Genomic DNA, 24,142 nt, shown 5'->3' with positions numbered 1-24,142 from the left:
CGTGCGCAATGTCATCGATGTGATGATTTTGCGATATCGTCGATGATCGAAAGAAGCGATCCCTTCGTCTTCGCAGTGTCGATGGGAAGTGTCGATGGGAAGTGTCGATGGGAAGTGCCGGTGGTAGATGAGTGGGGCGAACAGGCCAAGGGCATCGAATCGTCGGATGAGGATGTCGGTGCTCGATATCCGATTTTTTTCGCGGCAGGCGAGATCGTCGAAGAAAAAACGAGGGGTTTCCCCCGAAGGATCGAAGTGGCAAGAAGACAACGAGAGCGCGGACGCCCGGTGCACGGCATTTTGGTATTCGACAAGCCGGTGGGGAAGGGCTCGAACGAGGTTCTCCAAGGAGTCAAGCGTCTTTACCGTGCCCGGAAAGCCGGACATACCGGCAGTCTGGATCGGCTCGCAAGCGGTCTGCTGCCGATCTGCTTCGGCGATGCCACCCGCCTATCGGCCTATCTTTTGAACGCCGACAAGCGCTATGTCGCAACCTTCCGCCTCGGAGTGGTCACCACCACCGGCGATGCCGAGGGCGAGATCCGCTCGCAAGTCCCGGTGCCGGATTTCACGCAGGCGGATATCGAGCGGGTGATCGATGGCTTCCGCGGCGAGATCGAGCAGATCCCGCCGATGTATTCCGCCCTCAAGCACAAGGGAAAACGTCTTTATCAGCTGGCTCATGAGGGTATCGAAATCGAGCGGGCTCCGCGTCGGATCACCATCCACGCCTTCGACCTGCTCGCTTTCGAAGGCGACCGGATCGAAGTGGAGGTTCTTTGCACCAAGGGGACCTATATCCGAACCCTCGCCGAGGATGTGGGGGATGCCTTGGGCTGCGGAGCGAGCGTGGAGAGCTTGCGCCGGATCGGGGCCGGGCCCTTCACCGAAAAAGACATGACGGATATGGCCACCTTGGAATCCTTGGTCGTCCAAGGGGGGCTCGATGCCCTCGATGCTCGGTTGCAGTCGATGGAGTCGGCGGTTGGCCACTGGCCCGTCGTCCCCTTGCCCGAGGGGGTCGCCTTCTACCTGCGCAAGGGTCAGCCGGTGCTCGTTCCCCATGCCCCCACCGAGGGTTGGGTGCGTTTGCATGTCGAGAAAACGGGATTCATCGGGGTCGGCGAGGTGCTCGACGACGGTCGCATCGCCCCGAGACGGCTGCTCGGATCGGGCTGAAGATGGGGTCGAAGATGGGCCGAAGAGAGTGTTTTCATCCTCGAACATCGCGGCTCGGAGCCTCGATGCGAAGCGGGTTTTTCACGCAACGCCTGCAACCGGCGCTTTATCTGTTAGACTTCGCAACTCGCAGGGTACGCGCAAGAGCCTCCAAGGGGTCTTGTCGATAGTCTGCCATATCGGGATGGATAAGGATCCACAAGGAGATCGCAAGTCATGTCGTTGTCCGCCGCACAAAAAGCAGAGGTCGTCGAATCCTATCGAAGAAGCGAACAGGATACGGGATCGCCCGAGGTTCAAGTCGCGCTCCTGACCGGTCGGATCAAACATCTGACCGAGCACTTCCGCACCCATGTTCATGATTTCCATTCCCGGCAAGGGCTCCTCAAACTGGTCAGCCAACGCCGTAAGTTACTGGACTATCTGCGGCGCAAGGATGTCGAGCGTTATCGCACCTTGATTTCCGGGCTAGGCTTGCGTCGTTGAAAACAAGGGCTTCGTTCGATCGCGACTCGAAAAGAGCGAGCTCATTGCCATCGCTCTTCACTTATTCGTCTTGCCCGCCGGTCGGTCTTCGATCTCCCGATGCGATCGGCTCGAGGTCCATGCTGTTTTTTCGCTTTTCCCCTCTCGATATCGCTCTCGTTGCGCCTTCGGAGCGCTCGCCCCGGTCACATGGTCGATGACGGACCGGTTCGATTCCCCTTCGTACATTAGAAGGTCCTATCCATGAATTCAATCAAGAAGACGGTTCCATTCGGTCCTGACAACCTCGTGCTGGAGACGGGCGAGATCGCCCGCCAATCATCGGGTGCGGTGCTTGCGAGTTTGGGTGATACGGTCGTGTTATCGACGGTGGTGGGTGCCAAGTCCGCCTCCCCGGGTCGGGACTTCTTTCCGTTGACGGTCGATTATGTCGAGAAGACTTATGCCGCCGGCAAAATCCCCGGCGGGTTTTTCAAGCGGGAAGGGCGTCCGAGCGAGAAGGAAATTCTGACGGCGCGTCTCGTGGATCGGCCATTGCGACCGCTCTTTCCCGATGGCTATCGCAACGAAGTGCAGGTGATCCTCACCGTCATGTCGTTGGATCCGCAGATCGATCCCGATATCCCGGCGATGATCGGGGCTTCCGCGGCATTGGCCATTTCCGGCTTGCCCTTTGCCGGTCCGATCGGGGCGGCGCGGGTCGGCTATATCGACGGCCAGTTCGTGCTCAATCCGACATTCCGCCAAACCGCGCAATCGATGCTGGATCTGGTGGTTGCCGGAACCAGGAATGCGGTTTTGATGGTGGAATCCGAGGCGAAGATCCTCCCCGAATCGGTCATGCTCGATGCGGTGCTCTACGGACACCAGCAGCTGCAAACCGCGATCCGGGCCATCGACGAACTGGCGGCCGATGCGGGCAAGGAGCCGATGAAATGGGAGCCCGCTCCGGTCGATCAAGCCCTCGTCGCCGCCGTGGACAATATCGCCCGCAGCGGTATCGAACAAGCCTATCGGATCACCGACAAACTCGCCCGCCGCGATCAGGTCCATCAAATCCATGGCGAGACGGTGAGCGCTCTCGTCGGCGACGGCGATGGGCAGTGGTCGGAGTCGGAAGTGGGGGCGGTCTTCGGCAAGCTCGAAAAGTCGATCGTCCGCGGATCGGTGCTCGGACACCGGCAGCGTATCGACGGACGCGCTCAGGATACGGTACGCAATATCAGCAGTCGGGTCAAAGTGCTCCCGCGTACCCACGGCTCGTCCTTGTTCACTCGGGGCGAGACCCAGACCATCGTCACCACCACATTGGGCACCACCCGGGATGCCCAGATCGTCGATGCTTTGGAGGGGGAGCGTCGCGAACCCTTCATGCTGCATTACAACTTCCCACCCTATTGCGTGGGAGAGACCGGGCGCATGCTCGGCCCGCGCCGCCGTGAAATCGGCCATGGGCGATTGGCCAAGCGCTCCATGCAAGCGGTGATGCCCAAGATAGACGAATTCCCGTATGTGATTCGGGTGGTCTCGGAAGTGACCGAATCCAATGGCTCGAGTTCCATGGCCACGGTATGCGGCACCAGCCTTTCTTTGATGGATGCCGGGGTGCCGATCGCCGCTCCGGTTGCGGGGATCGCCATGGGTCTGATCAAGGAAGGGAACGAATACATCGTCCTCTCCGATATCATGGGCGACGAAGATCACTTGGGCGATATGGATTTCAAGGTCGCCGGTACCAGCCAAGGGATCACCGCCTTGCAGATGGATATCAAGATCGACGGGATCACTCGCGAGATCATGGAAATCGCCTTGGCCCAAGCCCGCGAAGGCCGGATCCATATCATCGAGAACATGAATCGGACCTTGCCCGCCCCGCGTTTGGATATGTCCGAATTCGCGCCGCGCATCATATCGTTTCGGATCCACCCGGAGAAGATCCGAGATGTCATCGGAAAGGGTGGCAGCGTGATTCGATCGCTGACCGACGAAACCGGGGTGACCATCGATATCAGCGATGACGGCACGGTCAAGATCGCCTCCGTCGATGCCGCCGCCGGTCAGGAAGCGCGCCGCCGCATCGAGCAGATCACCGCCGATGTCGAAGTCGGGACCGTCTACACGGGTCGAGTCGCCAAGCTGATGGACTTCGGGGCCTTCGTCAACATCCTCCCCGGACGAGACGGGCTCGTGCATATCTCGCAGATTTCCGAAGAGCGGGTCGAGCGGGTCAGCGACAAACTGAACGAGGGAGATCGGGTCAAGGTCAAGGTGCTCGAGGTCGATCGCCAAGGCCGTATCCGTTTGAGCATGAAGGCCGTTCCCCAAGACTAGGGCGGCATCCTTCGGATTCTGTTCTGACCTTGGGTCGTTTACGCCTTGAAGGGGGCTGCGATATCGGATCGCAGGCTCGCCCCTTGGCCGATCATCGCCGCCGACTTCATGTCGGATATTCGTATCGGGTATTCGTATCGGATAGTTGCATCCCATAGCGATCAAGCCTTCTTCGATTCATCGTCGATGAAGGCTTGATCTCCTTCGCTTTTCCCCGAAATTTCTCTTAAGACGCCTGCGATTTCGGCGTTTGTATTTCAATCCCTTATCCGTATCGCCCATGCGCGGTGCTCGCAGGGGTCTTTTCTTGGATCCTTTCCATAAGGGCTATCTTGGAGGGTCCTCCATGGAGCCTCGTCGATCCTCGATCCTCGATCGATCTTTCGTAGTCATCCTTCGGCGGGATCGATACCTGCGTCGGGCCGGGCTTTCGACGGAGGATCGTCATCGTCATCGCAAGGGCGATCCAATCGCTTGCGAGAGAAATTCGGGGATTCGATCTTCGAGCCAATAGCGGGCCTGCCACGGCGTTCCACCCTCGACGAATCCGATATGCCCGCCTTCGGGGCTGATTTCGAGACGGATCGACGGGGAAAGCTCGTGGCTCTTAGGAATCACGGCGGGGGTCATGAAGGGATCGTCGAGCGCGTGCAAGATCAAGGTCGGACAGCGCAGCCGATGCAGATGGGGGCGGGAACTCGCGGCCTCGTAATAATGATCGGCATCGCGAAAGCCGTGCAAGGGCGCGGTGACGAGGTTGTCGAATTCCCTAAAGCGCCGAACCCGTCGTAGACGGTCGGGGTCGATCGAACCGGGTCGCTGTCGGAACTTGGCGATGGCCGCCCGGCGGAGATCATCGATGAAGTGCCGTCGATAGAGATACATTCCTTTGCGATCGAGCGCTTTTGCGGATTTGGCCAGACAAAGCGGCACGCAAACCCCGACCGCGGCATCGATATCGTCGGCATTTTCGTGGCGCGCGAGAAAGTTCAACAGCACGCTGCCGCCCAAGGAAAATCCCACCGCGGCGAGCCGGGTATGGGGACGGGATCGCCGCAGGCTTCGAATGAGGGATGCGAAATCCTCGATCTCTCCGGAGTGGTAGGCGCGAGGTAGCCGGTTGGGTCTCCCGCCGCATCCCCGAAAGTGCATGACCAGACAGTGCCATCCCTGTCGCAACAGGGCTTTGGTCAGGCCGCGAATATGCAAAGAGCGACTCGATCCCTGCAGCCCGTGAAGGATGATCGCAAGCGGCCTTCGATCCGCCATCGGATCCTGCCGGTATTTTGGGCGTCGATCGGCGAGGGGCGGGTGGGCGAAGTCGAGATCGATGAAATCCCCGTCCGCAAGTTCCAAACGCTCTCGCTTCCATGCTATCGGGATCGAGCGTCGGATTCGGGCGGCCCAGATGGTTTGCAGGTGCGCGCCTCGAAGCCACCAAGCGGGCTTGAAATCGCCGGCGACGATGGTTCCGTGGCGGGCCAAGATGCAGGCCTTCGAAACGACAGGCGTTCAGGACGGGTCGGTGGGATCCAACCAAGCGGGGGATCGAAATCGGATCTCGGGTCCATCGATTCGCTCCACCCGAAGATCGGATGCGAGAGCGGCTTCGATATCGAGCGCCGCCAAAGCGATCGATCCCCCATCGGGCTTCGATGCCGCCGAGATCACCGTGCCGACCTTGAATCCCTTTGCATCGTGCGCGGCCGATTCCGAGCCCGACGGAGGATTCGACAGGGAGGGTGGATCCCGCACGATCCGAGCCCCGACCTCGATATCGCCTTTTGTATGGCCGATGAAACAACGTTTCTTGATGCGCCCCAGATGCGAAAGACGGGTCACGATCTCCTGCCCGACATAGCAGCCTTTTTCGAAACTCACCGCCTGCAGCCGATCGAGGTTGAGCGATTGAGGAACTTCCTTGTCGGAGGCTTCCAAGGTGATGCGAGGAAGACCGGCGAGGATATCCGCCCGATGCCAGGTCGCCGAGGGCTCCCTAAGGACATCGAAGCCCTCGAGCCAAGCCTTGGGCGCAATCCCCAGCAAGCGCGTCTGCCGCTCGTGCGTCCCCGGCACCCTCACCAGCGAGATGGCCCCCGAACGAAGGGTGTCATCGTTCTTCGCCTCCAAGAGCCATTTCGCGATCGGTCGATCGATGGCCTCGGTGGTGGTGCCGAGGGCGCCGGACATCGATTTGTCGATCGATTCGGAGGAACCTGATATCCCGAAGACGGCCAAGCGATCGTCTTGCTCGATGTGCACATCGGCGCGCAGGATGAACATGCGAAAACGGGGCAGCAGTCGATCGATGAACCACCGATCGCAGATCATCGCATAGCCGTCGTTTTGCGGATCGAGGAGCAGGCGAAAGAGAGCCAGCACCCTTCCCTTGGGAGAGCACCAAGCGGCGAGGAGGGAGCGATCAGGGGCGACCTTGGAGATATCGGCGCTGAGCTGTCCTTGTAGCCAGTCGAGGGCCTCGCCGCCTCGGATCCGAAGGATGGCGAATTCTTCGAGTTCGGTGAGGAAACAGCGATCGGGATCGTGGGCGGGCGGATGCTTCGATTCGGTCATTTCTTATCGTTTCCCAATCAAGGATCGTCTATCTGTGTCCGCCTGCGATCCTCGCTCGCCGGCGACGGCGCATCGGTGCATCTCTTATCTTCCCCGATGTCGGCGATTTTTCCATCGCCCGTGGCATCGTCGAAGGCCGAGCGATAGAAGGGATGGCAGCTGCGGATCGAGCGGATGATTCGGCGAAAGCCCCCAGGGATTCGATCGGAATCATCGACGAGCCAATCCAGGATTTCCCGATCCGGCCGATCCAACAGGCGTTCCAAAGCGATGCGCTGATCCTTCGCAAGATCATCCAAAGCGCAGCGGACGAAGGGTTCGAAAAAGGCGTCGAGCTCCTTCATGCCCCGGCGACAACGCCAGCGTAGCCGGGGCAGAGCCGAGGCGGATTTCGATTCGGGCTTGGGTTCGGATGCCATCGATTTCGAATAAAGCCAAAGGAGATCGGCAAAGCCGCTTGGCGCTGCTGCGCTTGCCCGGTTGGTCCGCTTCGATCCGGCCTTGCCGACGATGCGGGTTCAAGGGAGGGCTAAAGGCTGCGCTTGATCATCATTTTCTTGATCTCGGCGATCGCCTTGGCCGGGTTCAACCCCTTGGGGCAGACCGTTGCGCAATTCATGATGGTATGGCAGCGATAGAGACGAAAGGAGTCCTCGAGATCGTCCAGTCGCTCCCCGGTCTCCTCGTCCCGGCTATCGACCAGCCAACGGTAGGACTGCAAGAGGGATGCCGGTCCGAGATAGCGATCCCCGTTCCACCAATAACTCGGACAGCTCGTGGAACAGCAGGCGCACAGGATGCACTCGTAGAGACCGTCCAGTTTTTCCCGGTCTTCGATCGATTGCCGCCGCTCTCGGCCCGGGGGTGGCGGGGTTTGGCTGCGCAGCCACGGTTTGGTCGAGGCGTACTGGGCATAGAAATGATTCAGGTCGGGTACCAGATCTTTGATCACCGGCAGATGCGGTAGCGGGTGGACCGAGATATCGCCTTCGATATCATCGATGGCGCTGATGCAGGCGAGGGTGTTGCGGCCGTCGATATTCATCGCGCAAGAGCCGCAGATCCCCTCTCGGCAAGAGCGCCTGAACGTCAAGGTGGAGTCGATATCCCCTTTGATCTTGATGAGGGCATCGAGGACCATCGGCCCGCATTCATCGAGATCGATGGTGAAGCGATCTCGGCGCGGATTCTCTTTCGAATCCGGATCGAAGCGATAGACGGTGAAGGTGCGCGGTCTTTTCATCCCCGGGGAGGATGGATGGTTGTGTCCCTCGCGGACCTTGGAATGCTTAGGAAGGGTCAGCTGCGCCATACGAGATGGTCCTTGGGTGTCGATATCCCGGACAAGGGGGATCGGGCCTTCGAAAAGCGAGGCTAGTAGATGCGAGCCTTGGGCGGGATCGCCTCGACCTCGTCGCTCAAGGTATTCATGCGTACCGGCCGGTAATCGATATGCGTTTTCCCTTCGCCATCGAGCCAGGCCAGCGTATGCTTCATCCAGTTTTCATCGTCGCGCTCGGGGAAGTCCTCGCGGGCATGGGCGCCGCGGCTTTCGGTGCGGTTGGCGGCGGAATGCATCGTGACCACCGCCTGCACCAAGAGGTTTTCGAGCTCCAAAGTTTCGGCCAGATCCGAATTCCAGATCAGGCTGCGATCCTCGATACGCACGGTGTCGAAGGCCTCTTGGACCTCGGCGATCAATTGGCAGCCCTCGGCCAGCGTCTCCCCGGTGCGAAAAACCGCCGCGTTATTTTGCATCACCCGTTGCATCCGCAAGCGCAACGAGGTGGTCGATTCGCTGCCGCGGGCATGGCGCAGCCGATCGAAGCGATCGAGGATCCGATCCGTTATCGACGAGGCGAGCGGCGGGTGTGGAGAATCGGGGGTGATCGAGCGCGCGGCATGGATGGCCGCGGCGCGTCCGAAGACCACGAGATCGAGCAGGGAATTCGAGCCCAGTCGATTGGCGCCGTGCACCGAGACGCAGGCGCATTCGCCGATCGCCATCAGCCCCGGGATGACCGCCTCCGGATTGCCGTCGATCAGGCTGACCACCTCGCCGTCGATATTGGTCGGGACCCCACCCATGTTGTAGTGGACGGTCGGGAGCACCGGTATCGGTTCGCGCGCGGTATCGATCCCGGCGAAGATCTTCGCGGTTTCGGAGATCCCCGGCAGCCGCTCTTTGAGCACTTCGGGGCCCAAGTGTTCCAAGTGCAGCAGGATATGGTCCTTGTCCTTTCCGACCCCGCGGCCTTCGCGGATCTCGATGGTCATGGCCCGGCTGACCACATCCCTCGATGCCAGATCCTTGGCATTGGGGGCGTAGCGCTCCATGAATCGCTCCCCTTGGGAGTTGGTCAGGTAGCCGCCCTCGCCGCGGGAGCCCTCCGTAATCAGGCATCCCGAGCCGTAGATCCCGGTCGGATGGAATTGGATGAATTCCATATCCTGCAAGGGCAGTCCGGCGCGCAGCGCCATCGCATTGCCGTCCCCGGTGCAGGTATGGGCGGAGGTGCAGGAAAAATAGGCGCGACCGTAGCCCCCGGTCGCCAGCACCGTGCGGTGGGCGCGAAAACGGTGGATGCTGCCGTCGTCCAGATTCCAAGCCAGCGCTCCTAGGCAGCTGCCTTCATCGTCCATCAGCAGATCCAATGCGAAATATTCGATGAAGAACTCCGCATTATGGCGCAGGCTCTGCTGGTAAAGGGTATGGAGGATGGCGTGACCGGTGCGATCCGCAGCGGCGCAGGTGCGTTGCGCCGTCCCCTCGCCGTAATGGGTGGTCATCCCCCCGAAGGGGCGTTGGTAGATTCGCCCGTCATCGGTGCGCGAGAAGGGCACTCCGTAATGCTCCAGCTCCACCACGGCGGGGATCGCCTCTTTGCACATGTATTCGATGGCATCTTGATCCCCGAGCCAGTCCGAGCCCTTGACCGTATCGTACATATGCCAGCGCCAATCATCCTCGCCCATATTGCCCAATGCCGCGCTCATGCCTCCTTGGGCGGCGACGGTATGGCTGCGGGTGGGGAAGAGTTTGGAGATGCAGGCGGTTTTGAGGCCCTTGGCGGCCAGTCCCAAGGTCGCTCGCAGACCGGCACCGCCGGCACCCACGACGACGACATCGTATTCGTGGTCGATCAAAGGATAGGCGGCGGAAGACGGCATCTAGATCATTCTCCCAAAGCGATGCGCAGCACGCTGAAAACAGCGGTGGCCGACAAAGCGATAGCCGATAGCCGGATGACGATGATCGCCCCGATTTTGAGCCACTCGGCGGAAAGATAGTCCTCCGCGATCGTTTGCAGACCCAAGGATGCATGGTAGAACAGGGCGATGATGGCCAAGGTGAGGCCGATGCCGTTGATCGGCGAGCGGATCCATTCCACCGCTTGCGCATGATCGTAAGATGCGATCATGACCAAGGACAGGCATAGCCATAGCCCCAAGGGGATCAGGGCGATGGCGCTGATCCTTTGACTCCACCAGTGCGAGGTGCCCGATCGAGCGGAGCCGAGTCCGCGAGCCCGAGAAAGGGGGCTTTTGAAATCCTTCATGATTTTCCCCGTGCTCCTTTCGATGGCTTCGAGTCAAGGGGGATCGAAAAGTGCATCGGCATATCAGCGCATCGCATAACCCAAGATCCATGCGAGGACGGTCATGACGACGGCAAAGGCGATGACCGCGATTCCGCTCTTGCGAGCGCTGTCGAGTGCGAACCCCGCTCCCGTATCCCAAAACAGATGCCGGATGCCGTTTGCGAAATGAAAGAAAAAGGAGAAGGTGAAAGCGAAGAGCAGCAGCCTTCCCACGAGGGATCCTAAAAAGGCGCGGGCACAGGCGTAAATCTCCGCTCCGCTTGCAATGGCCGCCAGCCAGCCGACGAGAGCGATGGCGCCTGCGACCAAAATCACGCCGGTGATACGATGGCTGATGGATATCAACGCGACCAGCGGCAGACGGTAGATCTGGAGGTGGGGTGAGGTGGGGCGATGTCGATTCATGTGTAGATCATACGATCTCTTGCGCTTTTTTTCGCCGATTTGCCGACCATCGACCATCGCGCGGATTCATCTTCGGGGCTTTTCGATCTCTTATATCGAGGTTTTCAAAGGCACTTTCAATGCGCGCTCGATATTCGATCGCATGATTCGATCGCATGATCCGATCACAATCGAATTTCGAGTCACTCGAGATATCCCATGGAGAAGTATCGATACAGCGCAGTCCAAGGAGAGTAAGAGGTGAGAGCGATCATCATGACCGTAGGCTTGCTATGCGCATCGGGATCGGCGTCTGCCAAGACCGATGCGCAATGGCTTGGCGAAAACGAATCGATCCCGGTCTGTGGATCGATCCAAGCGTTGCGCAAGTGCAGCCTGTCCGATTCCGATCGCAAGGAAGTGTATCGTTCGGGAGATTGCAAGACGATTCGAGGACGAACCAAATGGCATTACCTCGCATCGGGAGGGATGCTCGGCGACATCGCCTTCGTTCGCTTCTCCCCCGATGACGGGCCCTCTTCGACCGGCTGGGTGCATACGAGGGTTTTGGAAGATCGCTCCGTGCCGAGCAAGCCCTCGACGAAAGCCGGCAAAACAAAGGCAAAGAAGAAGTCCGAGCAAGCCAAAGAGCGCAAGACCTGTTCTTGATGGGCGCCCGCCATCGTCGATGACGATCGATTCGATACCAAGAGCCGTCCTCGGCTTTCGCTGCGAAACGGATCCGATATCGAGAAGAGCGAGCCGTCGAAAAGAGCAAGATGTTTCGAAGCGCGGCTTTTCGAAGCGGGCGCGGGGGCTTGCGTCAATCGTCGAAGATCCGAGGAAGCGGATGGTGGCCGAAGCGACGAGTGGTAGAATGTCGGCGATTCGCATCGAGGACGATCCGCTGATCGAGGGCGTCATCGCCGTGCTTTTGATCGGAGCGGTGATATCCGCCGCCATCGCCGCCGGCATCGAGGCTGCGGCATTGGCGGCGTTATTGTCCGCGAAGGAGCGATATCGACTGCAGGTTCGGCGATATACGGAGCTTCGCTGCCAAGATGGCGCTTGGCGAATCGTTCGCATCGACGGAAGCGTGGCGAGGATCGAGGCCCCGACGGTGCGCCTTTCGCATCGGGGGTTGATCGTGCTGGGTATCGTCGATGCCGGCCGCCGAGCATGCTTGGTCTTTTCTTCGTGTGCACCCCGCGACGACCTGAGACAATTGAGGGTCCTGCTGCGCACCGGCGCCCGATCGATCGTCTCTTCCTAAAAGAAGCAGTTTCGCAAACGGATACCGATGGTGGGTTTTTTGCCAGATGAATCTCCTTGCCATCGATACCTCGACCGATGCCTGCTCGTGCGCCCTTCGGGTCGTCGATGACAAGGGCGAGAGAACCCTGGCGCGTCATCTCGTGGAACCCAAAGCCCATAGCCGCCTGCTGCCGGGGTTGGTGGGCGATCTTATCGACGAGGCGGGCACCGACCTTCGCACCTTGGATGCGGTCGCCTTCGGCCGCGGGCCGGGCTCCTTCACCGGACTTCGTATCGCCTGCGCCGTCGCCCAAGGCATCGGTTTCGGAGCCGGGTGTCCGCTGGTGGCGGTCTCGACCTTGCGCACCCTCGCCGTCGGGGCCCATCGAGCCACGGGTGCCGAGCGCGTCTTGGTGGCGCTCGATGCGCGGATGGGAGAGATCTACTTCGGCGCTTTCGAGTGCCGACAAGGGACGATGGAGGCGGTATCGAACGAGGTCGTCGCCTCGGCCCAGGAGGTGGAACTCCCCGCCCGAGGCACTTGGATCGGGGTCGGCTCCGGATGGGAGAGATATGGCGAAGTTTTACGAGAACGCATCGATGCACCGGTCATCGACGACGATTCGAGCCATTCGCATCGCTTGCCCGAAGCCGTCGACATGCTCGATCTTGCCAAGCATGAATTCGCGGACGGAAATGTTCTCGAGCCCTCGGTGGCGGCCCCCGTCTATCTTCGCAACAACGTCGCCACCGCATCGCCTCGACGCATCCCCCTTGCCTGAGCCTTATCGGGGCCGCTGCCGATTCGTTGTCCTGCCCCCTTTTTCGGCGGTGAGGCCGTCAACATTCATCGCCATTCGACGATCCCCTTTTCATTAGAGATTCCAGATAACCGCCCCATGTTCCGACCCTTCGAGTTATGTGTCGGCTTGCGTTTCACGCGAGCCAAGAGGCGTAATAACTTCATCTCCTTCATCAACTTGAGTTCGATGCTCGGCATCGCCATCGGGGTCACGGCCTTGATCACGGTGATCTCGGTGATGAACGGCTTCGAGCGCGAGTTGAGGGAGCGCATTTTGGGCATGGCATCGCATGCCACGATCACCGATTACCAAGGAGCGCTTGAGGATTGGGGATCCCTGGTCGGGATCGCCGAGGCGCACAAGGAAGTGGTCGGGGTCGCCCCCTTCGTGGAATCGCAGGCGATGCTCACCAATTCCGGGCAGGTGCGGGGGGTGGTGGTGCGAGGGGTGTTGCCGGAGCGGGAGGTTCGGGTGGCGAAGATCGACGACTTTATCGTCGAAGGCTCCTTCGATAGCCTGACCCCCGGGAGCTTCAATATCCTGTTGGGGAAGGGGTTGGCGCAGGTGCTCGGGGCCTCGATCGGCTCGCGCATCACCCTATTGGCACCCCAGGCTCGCTTTACCGCCGCGGGCATGATTCCGCGCCTGCGGCGATTCACCGTCAGCGGCATCTTCGAGGTGAGCCATGTCGAATACGATGCCTCGCTGGCGGTGATGCATATCGAGGATGCCCAGCGCGTTTTCCAGTTGGGCGAAGGGGTCAGCGGTTTGCGGCTGATGCTCGATGATATGTTTCAGGCTCCGATCGTCAGCCGCGATCTCGCCCTTTCTTTCGGCGGGGTCTATTGGCTGCGCGATTGGACGCAGTACCATGCGAATTTCTTTCGGGCTCTCAAGATCGAAAGGACGGTGATGTTCGTGATCTTGACCTTGATCGTCGCCGTCGCCGCCTTCAATATCGTTTCCGCGCTGACGATGGTGGTGACGGACAAGGAGGCCGATATCGCGATCTTGAGAACCTTGGGGGCGAGCCGCGGCAGCATCATGTGGATATTCATCACCCAGGGATTCTTGATAGGGACCGTCGGCACGCTGCTGGGGGTGGCGGGCGGGATATCGTTGGCGATGAATGTGGAGACCATCGTCCCTGCGATCGAAGAGCTCTTCAGCGTGAAGTTCCTCTCCCCGCAGATCTATATCATCAGCGAAGTCCCCTCGCAGATGCGTTGGCGAGATGTCGCCCTGACCAGCTCGGCGGCATTCACGATGACCGTATTGGCCACGATCTATCCGGCGTGGCGGGCATCCAAAGTCCAGCCGGTGGAATCCTTGCGCCATGAGTAGGATTTCATCGTCTTTGGGACCGTCGGCGGATGGTCCATCGACCGACACCCCTTCGGTCGACACTCCCTCGGTGGATACATCCTCGGCCGATGCTCCTCCAGCGAGCGCTCCCTCGGAGAACGCTTCCTCGGCCGATGCGCATTCGGCGGACGTTCCCTCGGCGGACGTTCCCTCGGCGGATGCTCCCTCGGCGGATGCTCCCTCGACGGATACCCCCTCGGCCGATGCTCCCTCGACGGATACCCCCTCGGCCGATACCCCTTCATCTGCGCCGGCGCAAGAAGGCGATCGGTCGCAACCCGAAGAGGATCGAGCCCCGGCGGTGATCGTCGCCAAGGCCTTGGTTCGTACCTTCTGCCAAGGACAGCAGAGGATCGAAGTCCTGCGAGGGGTGGATTTGACCGTGGGCGCCGGCGAAGGGATCGCGCTGATCGGATCGTCGGGTTCGGGCAAGAGCACCTTGCTGCATTGTCTGGGGGGGCTCGATACGCCGGATGCGGGCGAGGTGATGATCGCCGGACATTCGACGGTGAGCGCAAGCGAGCGAGAGCGCCTGCGCTTGCGCAACGAGGCGATCGGTTTCGTCTACCAATTCCACCATCTGCTGGCGGAGTTCAGCGTTTTGGAAAATGTCGCGTTGCCCTTGTTGATTCGCGGCCTTCGGGTGCGAGAAGCCAAACGTCGGGCGCAGGCGATGATCGAAAAGACGGGGATCGAGTCGCGGGCGATGCACCGCCCGGCCGAACTTTCGGGGGGAGAGCGTCAGCGTACCGCCATCGCCCGGGCGCTGGTAACCGAGCCCTCTTGCGTCCTCGCCGACGAGCCGACCGGGAACTTGGATCGGCAGACGGCGGAGACGATCTTCGATCTGATGCGCTCTTTAAACCGCGATCTCGGCACCGGCATCGTGGTGGCGACCCACGATCTCTCGCTGGCCAAGCGAATGGATCGGGCATTTCGTATCGCCGATGGCCGATTGGTGCCGGTGGATATCCCGGATCTTTGAAGCCGGCGACTCGTCGCTGCAAATCCCCAACGCTTATCGATACCGGAGGGCCTGCCGGGCAATATCCGGCTGATGAATAGATAAATATTTGGAAGTTATATCGAATGGTGCCGAAAAAACATCTTGACATTTCGATCGAAATAAAGTAGGGGTATAGGAACGGGTACACAAGTGATAGCCACGGAGGAAATAACCATGAAAAAGATAGCGATGATTGCGATGTTCTTCGGCTTCGTCGGAGCCGTTCACGCCGGCGTGTCTTGCGACGCCGAGGGATGCCCCCCGAGCGCATCCGCCGAGCAGCCCACGATGCTTGCGGGTAGTCAGTTGAATCAATGCAAGTGGCAGTGCGATGAATACCAAGACGGGTCGCAGGCTTGCTACGAGACTTGCGAGAAGCATCACGGGGGCCAAGCCAGCATCGAGCAGCCGACGATGTTTGCCGATACCGAATCGATCAAACTCAACACCGACCCGCTTTGCGATACCGACCCGTACTCCTGCTTCCATCTAGCGGATCATGACGCTACGGTAGTGCGGGAGGATATGCAGGTTGCTATCCCGATTCTTATCTGGATATTCAATCAACTCTAAGGTAGGCGAATGAAAAAGGGGCTCCGTGCGAGCCCCTTTTTCTCGGTTATCTTTCGGCACTATCCGATATAAATCCCAAATATTTCCGTACTCGATCGAAAAAAGCGGATGCTCGAATAAGAGTCCCTCGAGCGACTCCCTTATCACCCGATGAGCGCAAAGAGCATTGATCTCCGAACTCAAATCGGGATATGTGGATTGCTTTGTTCGATCAGATCGAAAAAATGCATGTCATGGGGATTGCGCTCATCGGCTTTTTGTTCTCGATACTTGGTTTGCCGCCACGCATCGGTATCGAACTTGGGAAAAAAGGTATCCCCGGGTACATCGACGATATCGACCAGCGTGAGATAAAGATAAAGACGGAAGCGTTCGAACAAAGAAAGGGCTTGGCCATAGATGCTTTCGCCGCCGATGATCAGAATATTGGGTTGACCATCGTTCTTTGCGGCGCTCGTATAGTCGAGATCGACGCAAGTTTTCAAGGCGGCTTTTTCGAGCGCCTCATCGAAGGACGAAGCCGTGATGCAACCTTGCGCTTTATAACCGGGGCGACTTGAAATCACGATATTGGTTCGCCGGTCGAGGGGGCGCCCGATCGACTCGTAGGTGCATCGTCCCATGATGACGGTTTTATCGAGGGTCAACTTTCGAAAGTGGGCGAGGTCGGCGGGAAGGCGCCAAGGAATCGATCGTTCGTGTCCGATGATTCCACCGCTTGCCTGCCCGAAAAGCGCCGGACCGCCTCCCGCAAGCGATGGATTTCCCCCATCGCTTGCGGGCAAGTCAGTGCCCATCGCCTGGTTGCCGCGCCGGGCAACCGCGGCGATGAGGCCGATGGAGATATCGTCGATATTGGGCATCGTTTGCATGGTATTCCATCCGATCTCCATTCGATGATGAGCCCGAATCCTGCGATTTCAACAATGAGCGCTCATGGGGACGCTGAATTCCCGATCGTCATCCAAGCGAAGGGCGGTGAGCGATCCGCCCCAAGCGCAACCGGTATCGACGCAGCGCACATGCAGATTCCGGGAAAGAGGCGTCGCCCTCAAAGAAGCCCAATGCCCGAAAACGATCCGCATCCCGTCCCGCTTCGCATCGCGCAACGAGAACCAAGGCACGAGCCCCTTCGCTTGCCCCCCGGGCGGACCGGCAAAGGAGAAATCGAGCCGCCCATCCGGGTAGCAATAACGCATTCGGGTGCAGGCATTGGAGGTAAAGCGAAGGCGCTCGATCCCATCGAGACCCTCATCCCACCGATCGCCTGAACCGTCATGGGCATCGTCGATCAAGGATAAAAAATCATCCGAGCGAAAGATCTGAGACCACCGCTCGGCCTCGGTCAACGCCTGATCGACGCTCCAAGCGGGGGCGATACCGGCGTGCACCATCAGCAGATCGTACTCCGGTTCGCACAGGATCAGCGGTTGCTCTCTTAGCCAGCGGATCAGGCTCTCGCGATCCGGAGCTTCCAAGATATCGTCGATGGTCTCCCCGCGATACCGGCAACGAAGATCAAAGGCCCTTGCGATGAGATGCAGTTCGTGATTGCCGAGCACCACCTTCGCCCGCTCGCCCAGGTCGATGACGAAGCGCAGCACCTCCAGCGAATTCGGTCCGCGGTTGACGAGATCGCCGGCGAAACGAAGGCGATCCCGCTTGGGGTCGAAGTCGATGGTATCGAGCAGCGATCGAAGCTCGGCATAGCAGCCTTGCACATCGCCGATGACGTAAGTGGCCATGGCTCGTTATGGCGCGGATAAATAATAGAGCGATTCGAAAGGCGAGGGGAGCGATCTTGAAGATTCGAATCAGTGGATCAGATTCGGCACCGAGAGCCTGAAAGCGGGGATGGGGGCGTCGAATTCGATGCCGTCTTCGGCAACCATCCGATAGCTGCCGTACATGCTCCCGACCGGGGTATCGAGCAGGGCGCCGCTGGTATATTCGAAGCGCTCGCCCGGTGCGAGGTGGGGTTGTTGTCCGACCACCCCGTCTCCGTGCACTTCTTGCACCCGGCCGTTGGCGTCGGTGATGATCCAGTGGCGGGATTGCAGTTGCGCGGCCACCTCACCGGTGTTGTGCACGCTGATCGTATAGGTGAAGACGAATTTTTCCTTCTCCGGAGAGGATTGCTCGGCGACATAGGCGCTTTTTGCGCTGACTTCGATGCGATAGCGCTCATGATCGATATTCATGGTCGTGGATGACACTTGAATTCCTTGGCTTGGAAATAGATGGCGAGATAACCGGATGACGAGACGGTCCAATTCGACGAGCCGAAATTATACTCATCAATATCCGCATCGACCCATCTCGACCTATCTTGCCTCTTGCCCCACTTCGACTTGGAGGTCGGGCGAGCGCATCACACATCCGGGGCTATCACCTATCGGGCTATCAAATATCGGGGCTTTTTCCTCGATCGAAACTTCGAAAGCTCAGCGCCTCGGCGAGGTGCTCGTCCTCGATCCGCTCTTGCTGTGCGAGATCGGCGATGGTGCGGGCGATGCGCAGCGACCCGTCTCGAGAGCGGGCGGAGAGATGGAGTTTTTGCATGGCATCGCGCAGCAATTTCTGCCCCCCGGCGTCGATCGGGCAATGGCGTTGGATATCGCCGACCGACAGCCCTTGATTCGGCTTGCCGCTGCGGGCGATCTGCCTCGCTCTCGCCGATGCCACCCGTTCGCCCACCTGCGCCGAGGATTCCGGGCACTGCGAGGCATCCTCGTCCGCTCGAAAACGAGGGACATCGACATGCAAATCGATCCGATCCAACAAAGGCCCCGAGATACGGGCTCGATAACGGGAAATTTGCTCATCGGTGCAGCGACAAAGACCGGCGGGATCGCCCAAAGTTCCGCAGGGGCAGGGGTTCATCGCCCCGATCAGCTGAAAGCGGGCCGGAAAACTCGTCTTGCGGCTCGCCCGCGAGATGGTGATATGCCCGGATTCGATCGGCTCGCGCAATGCCTCCAAGACGATGCGGGAGAACTCCGGGAGCTCGTCGAGGAAGAGCACGCCGTGGTGAGCCAAGGAGATCTCGCCGGGGTTCGGGGTGGCGCCGCCGCCGACGATCGCCGCCGGCGAGGCGGAGTGGTGGGGAGCGCGGAAAGGGCGCACCCCCCATTGATCGACATCGAAGCCGAGCATGCTCACCGATCGCACCATCGCCGATTCGAGGGCCTCGCCTTCGCTCATCGGAGGCAACACCCCCGGCAGGCGGGTCGCCAGCATCGTCTTGCCCGTTCCCGGCGGTCCGAGCATCAAAAGATGATGGTTGCCCGCCGCGGCGATCTCCAACGCCCGCCGGGCCCGGTACTGATGCTTCACATCCCGTAGATCATCGGCCGCCGCCGGTCTTGCATGTTGCATCGCCTCGCTCGGAGCCGGGATATCCTCCCCGCTCAGGTGTGCGTGCACCTCCCCCAAATGACGGGCGGCCTTGATGCGGGCTCCGGTTGCCAGCAGGGCTTCGGGGGCGTCGTCTTGCGGCACCACCAGAATATGCTTGGCCTCGCGCGAGCAAAGGGCCGCCGGCAGCGCCCCGCCGGTTCCGCGCAAGGATCCGTCGAGAGCCAGCTCGCCGATCAGCTCGTGCTCTTCCAAGCGATCTTTTTTCAGCTGCCCCGTCGCGGCGAGGATCCCGACCGCGATCGGCAGGTCGTAGCGGCCGCCGTTCTTCGGCAGATCGGCGGGGGCGAGATTGACGGTGATGCGCCGCCGGGGGAATTCGAAGCGGGTGTTGATGATCGCGCTGCGTACCCGATCCTTGCTCTCGCGCACCGTCGCTTCCGGGAGTCCGACGATCGCGAATTTGGGCAGCCCGCCGGTGATATGCACCTCGACTTGTATGGCCGGGGCCTCGATCCCCGCACTGGCCCGACTGATGACGATGGCAAGCGACATGACGATCTCCTTCGGAGGATCAACGAGAAAAAGAGGCTTATCGATACCCCCTTCGTCTTATTGACTTCCAAAGCCGATAAATGCGCGCAAAACCGGGCACATCACCGCATTCGACGATCACCGAGACGATGACCGCCGGATGGATCCGGGATTTCGCGCAAAAAAAATCGACCAGAAGGAATGCCGGCCCAAGTGAGGGCTCATCCCCTTGCCTTCGCTCTCGCGCTCTCGCTAAAAAGGGAAATCCGCTAAAACTAAAAAGGGATATCGCCGACGGGAATCGGCTTCGGTGGATCGGTCTCGGACGATCCCACCTCGTAGGATCGACATCGGATGATCGCTTTCAAAAAGCGCACTTCATAGAATCTGGCTGAGAAATTCCTTGGTGCGAGGATCCTTGGCGTCGGTGAAGAAGGTCGCCGGCGGCCCGTGTTCGACGATGATGCCGTTATCGGTGAAGTAGATATGGTCGGCGACCTCGCGAGCGAATCCCATCTCGTGCGTGACCAGGATGCAGGTCATGCCGTCTTGCGCCAGTTCCTTGATGGTGACGAGGACCTCCTTGACCGTTTCCGGATCGAGGGCGGCGGTCACCTCGTCGAAGAGCATCACATCGGGGCTCATCGCCAGCGATCGGGCAATGGCTACCCGCTGCTGCTGCCCGCCCGACAACTCGCCGGGATAGGCGTCCTCCTTGCCCTCGAGCCGAACCCTCTTCATCAACGCCCGCGCCCGTTGCCGCACCTCGTCCTCTTTTTCTTTGAGCACGAGGATCGGTGCCATCATGATATTTTCCATCGCCGTCTTGTGCGGAAAGAGATTGTATTGCTGGAAGACCATACCGACCCGCTTGCGAAGCGCCAGTCGATCGAGCTTGGGATCGGTGAGGTCGATACCGCAGACCTCGATGCTCCCGCTTTGGATATCGTTCAGCGCGTTGATGCACCGGATCAGGGTCGATTTGCCGGAGCCCGAAGGACCGATGATGCATACGACTTCGCCCTTCATCACCTCGAAAGAGACCCCTTTGAGGACTTGAAGGTCCCCGAAATATTTATGAACGTCCCGAATCGAGACGATCGGCTCCTTGTCGCTCGAACCGCTCACGAAAGAACCTCCCGGGAAGTTTTGACTGCCAGAGTTTGACCGCTAGAGTTTGACCGCGAATCTGCGTTCGAGGGCGATGGTCGCACGTGCAATCGGATAGCAATAGAGGAAGAACAAGGCGAGCGCGAAGCTGTAAAAGGGAACGAGCAGCTCCGGGTGATTGTTTTCGGCCTCCATCGCCTGGCGCGACAAGGTGATGATCTCCTCCACCCCGAGAAGCGAGCAAAGCGGGGTGGCCATCGTGAGGATGGCATACCAGTTCATCCAAGGCGGGATCATGCGCTTGAAGCATTGGGGTACGATGATCCGCCAAAGCGTTTGTCGGCGAGCGAAAGCCAGACTCTCCGATGCCTCCCACTGCGCCATCGGAACGGATAGCACCGCTCCTCGGACGATTTCCGAGATATTGGCCATGATCGGCAGGGACAGGCCGAAAACCGCTTTCATCCAATCCGGGATCGAGATGATGTAGCCGAAGATCACGATCTCGAAGGGCAACGCCAGCAGCACGATGAACAAGATCACCAGCCAGGGCGAGTTGCGAAAGAGCTGGGTGAAGAACCAGCATAGCTGTCTGACCGGCCGGAACAAGGAAATCTGACCGAGTCCCAAGGCCGCCCCGGCAAGGGTGCCGAAGAGCATGGCGAACATCGAGATCAGGATATTGAAAAGGAAGCCCGAGGTGAACAGGAAGGGGATCCATTTCACCAAGGTGGCGAAGGCCGTGGCCATGGTGAACGTGCCCGAAGCGTGGGCGTAAATCGGCCACAGCAGCAGCGGCAGGAGCGGCACGAGGCCGATCCACCAAGGTAATCCGGCAAGCCATTGCGTCGCCGTCGGCCCCCGCCCGCCATTTTGCAAACGGATGGGCTTCATCACCGCCAGATCGCTTTTCGCGGCGCACCCGAGCCCGGGCACGGTCCGTGCGCCTCGGCTTCGTCCCCCTCGCTCGGTATCTTCGAACCTAAACGCCATAGCCGGGGATCCTCATGCTCCGCTCCCAATGACTCATGCTCATCACGAGCACGCCGACGAGAATGACATAGACCACGAAAACCAAGAGCATCGTCGGATAGAGCGCCGATGGATAGTCGTTCCAGATCGTGACCGATTGGTATAGAAGTTCGGGCACCGCGATCCCGAAAGCCTGTGTCGTGGTCTTCACCAAATTCACGAGATTGTTGTTCAGCGCCGGCAGGCTGACCCGTAAGGCCAGCGGTAGCACGACATAGCGGTAGGTTTGCTTGCGGGAGAAACCGAGCGATTCCGATGCTTCTCGCGTGCTTTCCGGCACCGCCTCGATCCCGGCTCGGAAGATCTCGATATTGAAGGCGCCGGCGAAGAACGACAGCGAGATGATGGCCCAGCCGACATTGGAGATGATCGGCACCTCGAGCCACCCATCGGGGCTATAAGTCGGGGTGAACTGACCGAGCGCGAAGTAAAAAAACAACAACTGGACGTAAGGCGGGGTATTCCTGAAGAACTGGATATAACCTTGGACAAGGCTTCTTAGAATGAGGTTGCGGCTCCCTTGGGCGAAGGCGCCGACCACCCCGATCACCATCGACAGCGCAAGGCAGGCGATGGAGAGTTCGATCGTCATCCAGATCCCCGAAAGCACCTTGCCCTGCTGCACGGGTTCGTACATCCAGATGAAATTCCACCGAGGATGATCCTCGGCGATCTGCCGGAAAAAATCGGCCAGTAGATCCATGGTGCGATGCGACCCCGCCGGTCGTTCCGGCGGGGTCCATGGCTTGCCCGCTATCGATGCGATGCCCGGTAGGAAACGCCCGATTGGGGGAAGCCTAGTCGGCCAACCAATCCCCGAGCCGCTCTTGATAGTCGGCGAGATATCGCGTCGGCTTGATACCCCATTTCTTCTCGAGTTCGATCAGCGTGCCGTCCTGATGCCATTGATATTGCATACCGGACATGAAGCGGCCGAAGACGCAATCGCGCTCCTTCGACGGCACGGCCAACGCCCAAGGATTGTCATCCTCGGAGTTCAACGGCATCTCGAACTCCTCCCACTCGCCGGAGCTCAAGTCGGAGCCGATCGAGCTGTCGTCATAGACCCAAGCGATGCACTTTTTATCGCGAAGCGCCTGCTTGGCCTCGGCATTGCCGGTAAAGGCGATGATCTCGGCGCCGTAGCGCTCCTCGACGATCTGGTTGTAAAACGCACCTTGTTTGCCGCACACCGGCTTGCCCCGCAGGTCTTCCCAATCGGTCAGCCCCAGCGCTTTGGGCGACATGATATTGGTGCCCGAGGTGTAGTAGTTCGGGCCGACGATGCCGACGATCTCGCGGCGATCCTTGCGGTCGGACATGGTCGCGATCATCAAGTCGATCTTGCCCTGCTCGAGGAATTGCATCCGATTCGATGATTGGACGGCGACGAGATCCAAGTCGACACCCATCTTCATCGCCACATCCTTGGCCATATCGATTTCCATGCCGATGATATCGCCGCTGGTATCCCGATAGCCCCATGGCTTGTAGTCGGCTTTGACCCCGACCACGATCTTGCCCCGCGACATGACCTTGTTCCAAACATCGTTCGTGCAGGCATGACCATCGGCCGAAGCCGCCAAAGGCGCAAAGGCGAGAATGCTCGTCAGCACCAAAATCAATGCCGATGTCAACATTTTCTTCATCATGGATCTCTCCTCTTTTTAACGGTGTGGTATCGGAGATGGTGTCAAGCGAACGAGCCGATCTCTCTTCCGGTTTTTTTCGGATCGATTCGAATACCGTCGCCCGGCAAGCATCGCTTCGATGATCGCTCGACGATGGAAACGCACCCAACGCAAAGCGAAGAAATACCGGCTCGCCATGGAAATGATCCGGCAACCCCCCGCTCAGGGTGCCCATCAACATACCGTTTACTGAAACGAGCGGATATTGAAACTTGCAACGAATACTTGAATGTTACACCTTAAAACCCGGGGTCGATATCCATCGATATACGCTAAAAGCCTGCGAGGGTGATGGTTTTGCCCGTCCTGGCCCTTATTGCCGATTTTCCATCGCTTCCCTTACTTAAAGGGCGGCCAGTTTGCCTTTTTCGGGCTTTTTAGGTCGATGTCGGCTTTCCGGTCAAGATTATTGTGGTGTCTCAAGATGAACATATCGAGAGACGGCGTCTTGGTTAGGTGCACGAGATCGCACCCCGAATCCGTGTCGGCACCGCCAAGGCATGTCGGCGGCACGAATCCTCTGCGGTGCTTGGAAGGCTTCGCCACCTTCGAGCGACCTCGGCACCTCGATGGATCGGTTTGGCAGGCGCTCGGGGAGCGCCTGATCATTGCGTTGCGTGCAGCACGGCTGCCGGAGATTTTGGTGAAAGAGACCGAGTCCGTACTCGATGAGCGATCGATTCGCCGATGAGCCCTACCTACTCGATGACTTCAAGCCCCCGACCGTGATCGCGCTTCCAAGGCCGATGTTCGGAGTCTGATATCGAGATGGGTCCCACCAATCGATCGGCATCGCTTTCGCGGATGGCGATTCGCATATCGATGCGGATCTGATCCGTCTTGCGGTTCAGCCCCTCCATC

24 protein-coding genes are annotated in these 24,142 nt (G+C 59.6%); 9 read left to right on the top strand and 15 right to left on the bottom strand.

Translation table 11 applies throughout. The features are described 5' to 3' along the window. The first annotated feature begins 42 nt into the window (after positions 1-42). The 3 genes from truB (at position 43) to pnp (ending at position 3,996) form a co-directional block, all read left to right on the top strand. Positions 43-1,179: a tRNA pseudouridine(55) synthase TruB gene (truB, locus tag BF99_RS0100930; RefSeq protein ID WP_231471271.1), complete on the top strand. Its 1,137-nt coding sequence runs from the start codon at positions 43-45 to the stop codon at positions 1,177-1,179. A gap of 216 nt (positions 1,180-1,395) precedes the next feature. Then, a complete protein-coding gene (gene rpsO, locus BF99_RS0100925) occupies positions 1,396-1,665 on the top strand; it encodes a 30S ribosomal protein S15 (RefSeq protein WP_025769371.1) in 270 nt (89 codons plus the stop codon). 243 nt (positions 1,666-1,908) lie between these two features. After that, the gene (pnp, locus tag BF99_RS0100915) at positions 1,909-3,996 is read left to right on the top strand and encodes a polyribonucleotide nucleotidyltransferase (protein ID WP_025769370.1); all 2,088 of its coding nucleotides are present in this window, start codon (positions 1,909-1,911) and stop codon (positions 3,994-3,996) included. Between the two features lie 450 nt (positions 3,997-4,446). Here the strand turns inward: pnp and BF99_RS0100900 are convergent, their stop codons facing one another. From BF99_RS0100900 to sdhC, 7 genes are all read right to left on the bottom strand, one after another. After that, complete coding sequence (locus tag BF99_RS0100900) at positions 4,447-5,481, bottom strand: hydrolase (RefSeq protein ID WP_051482729.1); 1,035 nt, start codon at positions 5,479-5,481, stop codon at positions 4,447-4,449. A gap of 27 nt (positions 5,482-5,508) precedes the next feature. Continuing rightward, positions 5,509-6,570, bottom strand: a complete 1,062-nt coding sequence (gene ygfZ, locus BF99_RS0100895) for a CAF17-like 4Fe-4S cluster assembly/insertion protein YgfZ (protein WP_025769367.1) — start codon at positions 6,568-6,570, stop codon at positions 5,509-5,511. 17 nt (positions 6,571-6,587) lie between these two features. Further along, positions 6,588-6,989 carry an FAD assembly factor SdhE gene (locus BF99_RS21715; RefSeq protein ID WP_025769366.1) on the bottom strand — a complete coding sequence of 134 codons (402 nt, stop codon included), beginning with the start codon at positions 6,987-6,989 and terminating at the stop codon, positions 6,588-6,590. Between the two features lie 110 nt (positions 6,990-7,099). Then, positions 7,100-7,882 (bottom strand): succinate dehydrogenase iron-sulfur subunit, encoded by a 783-nt coding sequence (locus tag BF99_RS0100885; RefSeq protein WP_025769365.1) that lies wholly within the window; start codon positions 7,880-7,882, stop codon positions 7,100-7,102. A gap of 62 nt (positions 7,883-7,944) precedes the next feature. Beyond that, the gene (sdhA, locus tag BF99_RS0100880; RefSeq protein WP_025769364.1) at positions 7,945-9,741 is read right to left on the bottom strand and encodes a succinate dehydrogenase flavoprotein subunit; all 1,797 of its coding nucleotides are present in this window, start codon (positions 9,739-9,741) and stop codon (positions 7,945-7,947) included. Between the two features lie 5 nt (positions 9,742-9,746). Then, positions 9,747-10,130, bottom strand: coding sequence for a succinate dehydrogenase, hydrophobic membrane anchor protein (sdhD, locus tag BF99_RS0100875; protein ID WP_025769363.1), 384 nt, complete (start codon positions 10,128-10,130; stop codon positions 9,747-9,749). A 63-nt stretch (positions 10,131-10,193) separates the two neighbouring features. Then, a complete protein-coding gene (gene sdhC, locus BF99_RS0100870; protein WP_025769362.1) occupies positions 10,194-10,577 on the bottom strand; it encodes a succinate dehydrogenase, cytochrome b556 subunit in 384 nt (127 codons plus the stop codon). Between the two features lie 240 nt (positions 10,578-10,817). Between sdhC and BF99_RS0100860 the strand changes: the two genes are divergently transcribed. From BF99_RS0100860 to BF99_RS0100835, 6 genes are all read left to right on the top strand, one after another. After that, positions 10,818-11,225, top strand: a complete 408-nt coding sequence (locus tag BF99_RS0100860) for a hypothetical protein (protein WP_025769360.1) — start codon at positions 10,818-10,820, stop codon at positions 11,223-11,225. 208 nt (positions 11,226-11,433) lie between these two features. Next, positions 11,434-11,829, top strand: coding sequence for a hypothetical protein (locus BF99_RS0100855; RefSeq protein ID WP_156013105.1), 396 nt, complete (start codon positions 11,434-11,436; stop codon positions 11,827-11,829). Between the two features lie 46 nt (positions 11,830-11,875). After that, positions 11,876-12,592 (top strand): tRNA (adenosine(37)-N6)-threonylcarbamoyltransferase complex dimerization subunit type 1 TsaB, encoded by a 717-nt coding sequence (tsaB, locus tag BF99_RS0100850; protein ID WP_025769358.1) that lies wholly within the window; start codon positions 11,876-11,878, stop codon positions 12,590-12,592. Positions 12,593-12,709: 117 nt separating this feature from the next. Continuing rightward, positions 12,710-13,957: a lipoprotein-releasing ABC transporter permease subunit gene (locus BF99_RS0100845; RefSeq protein ID WP_025769357.1), complete on the top strand. Its 1,248-nt coding sequence runs from the start codon at positions 12,710-12,712 to the stop codon at positions 13,955-13,957. Beyond that, positions 13,950-14,963 carry an ATP-binding cassette domain-containing protein gene (locus BF99_RS19910; RefSeq protein ID WP_197018990.1) on the top strand — a complete coding sequence of 338 codons (1,014 nt, stop codon included), beginning with the start codon at positions 13,950-13,952 and terminating at the stop codon, positions 14,961-14,963. The genes BF99_RS0100845 and BF99_RS19910 overlap by 8 nt, the downstream gene beginning before the upstream one ends. Positions 14,964-15,158: 195 nt before the next feature. Continuing rightward, a complete protein-coding gene (locus BF99_RS0100835) occupies positions 15,159-15,557 on the top strand; it encodes a hypothetical protein (RefSeq protein WP_156013104.1) in 399 nt (132 codons plus the stop codon). 179 nt (positions 15,558-15,736) lie between these two features. On the opposite strand, the gene BF99_RS19905 is transcribed toward BF99_RS0100835, so the two are convergent. The 8 genes from BF99_RS19905 to BF99_RS0100790 all read right to left on the bottom strand — a co-directional run bounded on the left by BF99_RS19905 (position 15,737) and on the right by BF99_RS0100790 (position 23,242). Continuing rightward, complete coding sequence (locus BF99_RS19905) at positions 15,737-16,429, bottom strand: dihydrofolate reductase (RefSeq protein ID WP_197018989.1); 693 nt, start codon at positions 16,427-16,429, stop codon at positions 15,737-15,739. Positions 16,430-16,477: 48 nt separating this feature from the next. After that, positions 16,478-17,302 (bottom strand): symmetrical bis(5'-nucleosyl)-tetraphosphatase, encoded by an 825-nt coding sequence (locus tag BF99_RS0100825; protein ID WP_025769353.1) that lies wholly within the window; start codon positions 17,300-17,302, stop codon positions 16,478-16,480. A gap of 69 nt (positions 17,303-17,371) precedes the next feature. Then, positions 17,372-17,773: a Co2+/Mg2+ efflux protein ApaG gene (gene apaG / locus BF99_RS0100820; protein ID WP_306699419.1), complete on the bottom strand. Its 402-nt coding sequence runs from the start codon at positions 17,771-17,773 to the stop codon at positions 17,372-17,374. Positions 17,774-17,960: 187 nt separating this feature from the next. Continuing rightward, complete coding sequence (locus BF99_RS0100815) at positions 17,961-19,469, bottom strand: YifB family Mg chelatase-like AAA ATPase (RefSeq protein ID WP_025769351.1); 1,509 nt, start codon at positions 19,467-19,469, stop codon at positions 17,961-17,963. A gap of 357 nt (positions 19,470-19,826) precedes the next feature. After that, positions 19,827-20,576, bottom strand: coding sequence for an amino acid ABC transporter ATP-binding protein (locus tag BF99_RS0100805; RefSeq protein ID WP_025769350.1), 750 nt, complete (start codon positions 20,574-20,576; stop codon positions 19,827-19,829). Positions 20,577-20,618: 42 nt separating this feature from the next. Further along, positions 20,619-21,494: an amino acid ABC transporter permease gene (locus BF99_RS0100800; RefSeq protein WP_025769349.1), complete on the bottom strand. Its 876-nt coding sequence runs from the start codon at positions 21,492-21,494 to the stop codon at positions 20,619-20,621. Between the two features lie 46 nt (positions 21,495-21,540). Beyond that, positions 21,541-22,293, bottom strand: a complete 753-nt coding sequence (locus BF99_RS0100795; protein ID WP_025769348.1) for an amino acid ABC transporter permease — start codon at positions 22,291-22,293, stop codon at positions 21,541-21,543. A 94-nt stretch (positions 22,294-22,387) separates the two neighbouring features. Continuing rightward, the gene (locus BF99_RS0100790; protein WP_197018988.1) at positions 22,388-23,242 is read right to left on the bottom strand and encodes a transporter substrate-binding domain-containing protein; all 855 of its coding nucleotides are present in this window, start codon (positions 23,240-23,242) and stop codon (positions 22,388-22,390) included. Between the last annotated feature and the right edge of the window lie 900 nt (positions 23,243-24,142).

It is taken from the genome of Thioalkalivibrio sp. HK1, from assembly GCA_000583135.1.
In the GTDB taxonomy this organism is placed as follows: Bacteria; Pseudomonadota; Gammaproteobacteria; order HK1; family HK1; genus HK1.
This window is presented reverse-complemented; position numbering and strand designations above follow the sequence as displayed.